General features: G+C 72.6%; 6 protein-coding genes and 1 pseudogene. 4 read left to right on the top strand and 3 right to left on the bottom strand.

The window, feature by feature from the left end; translation table 11 throughout:
- Window positions 1-207, bottom strand: a 207-nt coding sequence (locus ACVNF4_RS30735; RefSeq protein ID WP_461806160.1) for a hypothetical protein, incomplete at its 3' end; no start/stop codon positions are given.
- A gap of 101 nt (window positions 208-308) precedes the next feature.
- Here ACVNF4_RS30735 and ACVNF4_RS30730 point away from each other — a divergent pair.
- Window positions 309-728 carry a DUF6278 family protein gene (locus ACVNF4_RS30730; RefSeq protein ID WP_461806159.1) on the top strand — a complete coding sequence of 140 codons (420 nt, stop codon included), beginning with the start codon at window positions 309-311 and terminating at the stop codon, window positions 726-728.
- Window positions 729-1359: 631 nt separating this feature from the next.
- On the opposite strand, the gene ACVNF4_RS30725 is transcribed toward ACVNF4_RS30730, so the two are convergent.
- Window positions 1360-2109: a hypothetical protein gene (locus tag ACVNF4_RS30725; RefSeq protein ID WP_461806158.1), complete on the bottom strand. Its 750-nt coding sequence runs from the start codon at window positions 2107-2109 to the stop codon at window positions 1360-1362.
- Between the two features lie 146 nt (window positions 2110-2255).
- Between ACVNF4_RS30725 and ggt the strand changes: the two genes are divergently transcribed.
- Window positions 2256-4061, top strand: a complete 1806-nt coding sequence (gene ggt / locus ACVNF4_RS30720) for a gamma-glutamyltransferase (RefSeq protein ID WP_461806157.1) — start codon at window positions 2256-2258, stop codon at window positions 4059-4061.
- Between the two features lie 211 nt (window positions 4062-4272).
- Here ggt and map read toward each other — a convergent pair whose 3' ends face one another.
- On the bottom strand, window positions 4273-5043 hold the full coding sequence (map, locus tag ACVNF4_RS30715; RefSeq protein WP_461806156.1) for a type I methionyl aminopeptidase: 771 nt from the start codon (window positions 5041-5043) through the stop codon (window positions 4273-4275).
- Between the two features lie 32 nt (window positions 5044-5075).
- On the opposite strand from map, the gene ACVNF4_RS30710 reads away from it, so the two are divergent.
- Window positions 5076-5330, top strand: coding sequence for a helix-turn-helix domain-containing protein (locus ACVNF4_RS30710; protein ID WP_461806155.1), 255 nt, complete (start codon window positions 5076-5078; stop codon window positions 5328-5330).
- A gap of 135 nt (window positions 5331-5465) precedes the next feature.
- Window positions 5466-6440: pseudogene (locus ACVNF4_RS30705) on the top strand (hypothetical protein); the annotation flags it as partial.

Below are 6440 nucleotides of genomic sequence, written 5' to 3'. Positions count from 1 at the left end.
CGTCCTCGCCTCCCGCCTCTCCTCCGCGCAGCCGCAGGCCGCCAGCGGGTACGAGCTGGACGCCATCGCCGCCGTCGTCATCGGTGGCGCCTCCCTCGCAGGGGGTACGGGAGGGGCGCTCGGGGCGCGTGCACCGGCGCGCGCCGCTGTCTGGGGTGCCAGCAGCAGGGTCGCGATCAGCGGGAAAGCCCAGGACCTTCGGCGCACGCGTCTCCTTCTCGCACGGTCCGACGATCGTACCGGGACGGTGGGCGGGGATGCCCGCGCGCCTGTGGTGCCCGCGCCGGTGCGAATGCCACGCTGGGCGTATGAACATCCCTTTTCTGGGCAACAGGCGCAAGAGGGCGACGGGTGCGGTGCTGGACGCCGACCCCGAGGGCGTGGCCGAGCTGCTGTCCGAGTGTGAACTCCTGCGCTCCCAGGCGGGGGAGGCGGGCATCCGGCTCGACGACACGGCCGACTCCCTGGCGGCGCTCGACCAGTTGCTCCCGCGCTGGCGCGACGACGAGGAGACACTGCCCTGGCTCGGCAACGACGCGGGGCTCTACCTCGGCACGGTGATCGTGCGGACCGTCGAGGGCGCCGCGTGGGCGTTCTGGCCGGGCGGCGAACCCGTCGTACGGCTGGGCTCCGGGCGGGAGTTCGACGTCGTGACGGCCGGTCGGGAGTGGGCGGTCAGCGGGGTGCCGGAGCTGTCGCAGTGGTATGCGGAGGTTGCCGAGGCGTGAGGGAGCGCCCGGGGGTCCCGGGGTGTCCTGGGGGTGCCGTCGCCCCGGCAGGCGAGGTTAAATACGGCTTATGCCCGAAAAGTGCGTGTCGCACCTCAAGTCCCGTCCGCTCTCGATAGTTTGCGGCTCCCACGACACACAGCTGAGAGCGAGTAGGGCTGAGCATGGCCGTCGATCCGTTGATCGGACTGCGTGACGTCGACAAGCGCAAGGAGAGGCCCGACCGGTACCGGCGCGTCCCGCGCGGCCGGGCCGCCCGCGCCGGACGCTAGGCCCTGGTGGGGGGCGTCCGCACCGTGACCGGGCTCGACTACGATGGATCGTTCATCCCCGGAGCGACGGTGACCGGGCCGGGGACTCCGCCGCAGGGCGGACCGTAGGGGGCAGAAGTTCACCAGAGCCATACCCGGCCGGACGCGCGGCCGGAGATCACTGCTCGCACAGCGCGAGCGGTCCGTACGACGGGCCGGACGCTGTGCGGGGAGAAGGTCAGCCGCGCGCCGGACGGGTTGTGCTCGATGCGGAGCGGGTCGGGTAGGTGTGCGGCGCATCGCCGGACCGGCTCGCCGAGACCGAGCGGTCCCCCGCCGTGGAGGCGCGGCGGGGCGCCGCTCGTCTTGGTCCCGGGGTACTACGGGTGTGACGCCGAGGGCGCCGGGTCCACCAGGGGCGTACGGGCCGGGCGGGTCACGTCCGCCACCAACTCCACCACATCCGGGCCGTACGCCTGGGAGTTGACGACCTTCAGGAGCAGCGCGAAGGGGTCGGCGCCGTACCTGCGGGCGAGGCGTTCGTGGTGGCGGGCCAGATAGCGCGTCGCCGCCTGGTTGTTGATCGCGCGCTGGCCGCAGAACAGGAACACCGGCCGGGTGCCGTGCCGTTCACCGGTGGTGAGCCGCGCGAGCAGGACGAACTCGGTGATCCCGGGATCCATCCGGTAGCGCTCGGTGCCGATCTGGAACGCCCCCCGGTCCGGGCCGGGTTCGGGATCGACGTTCACCCGGAACCCCGGCAGCAGCGCCGACATGTGGGCCAGCATCCGCCGGTTCGAGGCGGGCCCGCCGACGCAGAATTCCGTCCGCTCACCGAACCCCTGCTGCACCCCGTCCTGCGTGACCAGTTGGACGTTCGCCCCGCAGTCCTTGATCAGCGCGGCCAGTTCGAGGAGTGCGAAGACGTCGAAGCGGTGCACGGCGGGCTCGGACGTCGCAGGGTCGCGGTTGACGACGAGCAGCGACTCGGAGTTCTCCGGCAGCCCGAAGAACGCCTGCTTGCGGCGCAGTCGGCGCCTCCACAGGTACGTCCGCGCCAGCCAGCCGAGGCCGGCGCTGACACCGGCGGCCAGCACGCCGAGGACGATGTTGCGCACGTCGTCGTTCATGGGCGCGCATGCTAGCGGTCGCACCCGGCCCGGCGTACCCGTGTTCGAAGTGTGGCAGTCGTATGACAGTGCCCTGAATGCGGCTGTCGGGGAGGGGGCAGGGTGGCTACAGTGCGCGGACGGTCCTTGACTGGAGGTACATGCGGATGGCCCTGCGTCGCCCTGTGGCACGGAAACTGACGGTCCTGGCGGTCTCGGCCGCTGTCGTCTCGGTCGGGGCCGCCGCGCCACCGACCGGACAGAGAGCGGGAGTTGAGAAGGTCCCCGTCGCCGTCGGGTACGGCGGCGCCGTCTCCAGCGTCGACGCGGACGCCTCGGCCGCCGGTGTCGAGGTGCTGCGCAAGGGGGGCAACGCGGTCGACGCGGCCGTCGCGACCGCCGCCGCGCTCGGCGTCACCGAGCCCTACTCGTCGGGCGTCGGCGGGGGCGGCTACTTCGTCTACTACGACGCCAAGTCCCGTACGGTGCACACCATCGACGGCCGCGAGACCGCTCCGCTGAGCGCCGACGCGAACCTGTTCACCGAGAACGGGCAGCCCCTCGCCTTTGCCGACGCCGTCACCAGCGGCCTCAGCGTCGGCACCCCGGGGACACCCGCCACGTGGGCGAACGCCCTGGCCAAGTGGGGCAGCAGGAGCCTGAGTTCGGTGCTGAAGCCGGCCGAGCGGCTCGCCCGTGACGGGTTCACCGTCGACGACACGTTCCGCTCGCAGACCGCCGCCAACGAGACCCGCTTCCGCTACTTCCCCGACACGGCGAAGCTGTTCCTGCCGGGCGGGCGGCTCCCGGTGGTCGGCTCGACCCTCAAGAACCCCGATCTCGCGCGCACCTACGCGGAGTTGGGGAGGAAGGGGGTCGGCGCGATCTACCGGGGCGACATCGGCAAGGACATCGTCGCGACCGTCAACAAGCCGCCCGTGGACCCGGGTTCGGGGTGGAAGGCCCGCCCCGGCAAGCTCTCCGCCGCCGACCTCACCGCCTACCGCGCCAAGTTCCAGGCGCCCACGAAGACGTCGTACCGAGGACTCGGCGTCTACTCGATCGCGCCCTCCTCCTCGGGCGGCACGACGGTCGGCGAGGCGCTCAACATCCTTGAGAAGACGGACCTTTCGAAGGCGACCGAGGTCCAGTACCTGCACCGGTACATCGAGGCCAGCCGGATCGCGTTCGCCGACCGGGGCCGCTGGGTGGGCGATCCGGCCTTCGAGAACGTCCCCACGAAGGAACTCCTCTCGCAGCGGTACGCCGACTCGCGGGCCTGCCTCATCAAGGACGACGCCGTCCTCACCAGCCCCCTCGCGCCCGGCGACCCGCGCGACCCGACCGCCTGCGACACGAGCGGGACGGCGGCGCCGACGACGTACGAGGGCGACAGCACCACGCACCTCACCGTCGCCGACAAGTGGGGCAACGTCGTCGCCTACACGCTCACCATCGAGCAGACCGGCGGCAGCGCGATCACCGTCCCCGGGCGCGGATTCATCCTCAACAACGAGCTGACGGACTTCTCCTTCACCCCCGCGAGCCCGGCCGTCCACGACCCGAACCTGCCCGGTCCGGGCAAGCGGCCGAGGTCGTCCATCTCGCCGACGATCGTGCTCGACCGGCACAACCAGCCTGTCGTGGCGCTCGGTTCACCCGGTGGGGCGACCATCGTCACGACCGTGCTCCAGGTGCTGACCGAGTTCGTCGACCGGAGGCTTCCGCTCGTCGACGCGATCGCCGCGCCCCGGGCCAGCCAGCGCAACCAGACCACGACGGAACTCGAACCGGCCCTCTACAACGGTGAGTTGCGGACGAAGCTGGAGGCCATCGGGCACGGATTCCGGCTGAACCCCGAGATCGGCGCGGCAACTGCCGTGCAGCGGCTGCCCGGTGGGAAGTGGCTCGCCGCGGCGGAGACCGTACGGCGGGGCGGCGGATCGGCCCAGGTGGTGCATCCGACGCGCTAGAGAAGGCGGTCGGGCGGCTCGCCAGGACGAGACACGAGCCGCCCTGCCCCCGCTGACGGCTCGCGCCCGCCACGCCCGCGCCGAACCTCTCGGCGCCCGGGACGGCCCCGTGTCCGCTGCGGGCCGTGCCGAGCCTCTCCGGACCCGGGACGCCCCCGTGTCCGCTGTGGCTGTGCCGAGTCTCTCCGTACCCGGGACGACTCCGCGTTCGCTACGAGCGTGCCGTCAGTACTCGTGGGCCCTCGTCCGTGATCGCGACCGTGTGTTCGGTGTGTGCGGCGCGGGAGTTGTCGTTCGTGCGGAGGGTCCAGCCGTCGGTGGCCTCGTGGTAGCCGTCGTGGCCGCTCGCGATGAGCATGGGCTCGATGGCCAGGGCCATGCCGCGCCGCAGGAGCATGCCGCGGTGCGGGCGGCCCTCGTTGGGGACCGGCGGGTCCTCGTGCATGCGGCGGCCGATGCCGTGTCCGCCGAAGCCCTGCGGGATGCCGTAGCCGGCGTCCCGGCAGACCGTGCCGATCGCGTGCGCGATGTCGCCGATGCGGTTGCCGACGGTCGCGGCGGCGATCCCGGCGGCCAGGGCGCGTTCGGCGGTCTCGATCAGGTGGACATCGTCCGGACGCGGGGTGCCGACGGTGAAGCTGATCGCCGAGTCGCCTGCCCAGCCGCCGAGTTGGGCGCCGCAGTCGATGGAGACGAGGTCGCCGTCGCGCAGCTTCTGCTTCGTCGGGATGCCGTGCACGATCGCGTCGTTCACCGAGGCGCAGATGACGGCCGGGAACGGGGTCGGCGCGAAGGACGGGCGGTACCCCAGGAACGGTGAGTCCGCGCCCGCCTCCCGCAGCACCCCGCGCGCCACCTCGTCCAGCTCCAGCAGGGAAACGCCCACGTCAGCGGCGTCCCGCACGGCCGTCAGGGCGCGGGCGACCACCTGGCCGGCCCGGTACATCTCGTCGATCGACGTGTCTGTCTTCAGCTCCACCATGCCAATTACTATACCGGTATTAGAATGGGGTCATGGTGCGTACCCCCTTGACCCCGGAAGAGCGTGAGCGCGGCGAGCGGCTCGGCAGGCTGCTCCGTGAGGCGCGTGGTGAACGGAGCATGGCCGAGGTCGCGGCCCAGGCCGGGATCTCGGCGGAGACGCTCCGCAAGATCGAGACCGGCCGGGCGCCGACCCCGGCGTTCTTCACGGTCGCCGCACTGGTCGGCGTACTGGGCCTGTCCATGGACGAGTTGGCCGCGCACTGCGTCCTCGCCGGGGTGGTGTGAACGTCCCGCGGCGCACCCGTCGAGATTTCGCCATGTCGTCTTCGCGGCCCCTTCGCAAACTCCTCGTAGCCGCGCTGTAACACGGCTGGTGTTTTGTGGCCAGTCCAAGTGGCGAGGTCTGGCAGGAGTTTGCGGATGACTGTGGATCAACTCCCGGGGCAGGTGCGGGAGTTCGTGAGCTGCCTGGAGGGCCTGCTGGGGCGCCTCGATCAGGGCGGCGGCTGGTGCGCCGTGTTCTGGCAGCGCGACCCCGACGGCATGCGGGCCTGTCTGGACGGCAGCGAGATGCCGCCCTGGGACGTCCTGGAGGCGCTTCTCCAGGACCTGGCGTCCGCATACGGCGCCGCCGTCGCGGAGGAGGAAGCGCGGCGCGTCCGCGTCCTGCACATCGCCGCCCTGCGCGCCCACGACGCCCGTCCCGGCGCCCGGGACGTCCTCGGTGACCGGCTCGACGTCATGCTCCGCGAGCAGCGGTACGCCGTCGAGCGGCAGGCGGAGGCCGGGCGGCAGCTCGCCTCGGCGATCACCCGGGAACAGGCGGAGGCGGTCCGGCTCGACCTGGCGTGGGCCCACGACGACCACGCGCGGGCGACCGCCCGGTGCGCCGAACTCCGTTCACGTATCGCGGAGTTGGACCGGGCGGAGCGAGAGGTCGGGGACAGTCCGGGCGGCGGGGGCGGGGCGGCGGGCCCGGGGCGAACGGCGGAGTTCGGGCGGGACTTGAGCGGCCGGTTGCGTGGATTCCGGGGAGGCGAAGGGGAGTTCGGCGGGGCCGGGACGGGAGCTGGGGCGGCGGGTGCGGCGGGCGGTGCCGCCGGGGGTGCGATGCGAAGGGGTCGGGAGACCGAGGACGGCGTCGGCGGCCTGCCGGTCGGGGACACGCGGGGTGACACCGTACGCGGTGGTGCCGTGAGCGGTGACGCCGGTGGGGCCGTCGGCGGGGGTGAGCCCGCGGCCGTCGTGCCCAAGCAGCGCAAGCGGCGGCGGGGGAGTGCCCGGTTCGCCGGCATCGAGGACGAGGAGCCCGCCGTCGCCGTACCGGAGGAGACGGTGGTGGCGGTGCCGGAGGGGGACGGCGGGACGGGGCCGCGCGGGGCGCGGCCCCGTCCC

The sequence above is a fragment of the Streptomyces sp. S6 genome (genome assembly GCF_054880855.1).
The sequence above is the reverse complement of the archived record's forward strand: the minus strand, read 5'-3'. Positions and strand labels throughout refer to the sequence as shown.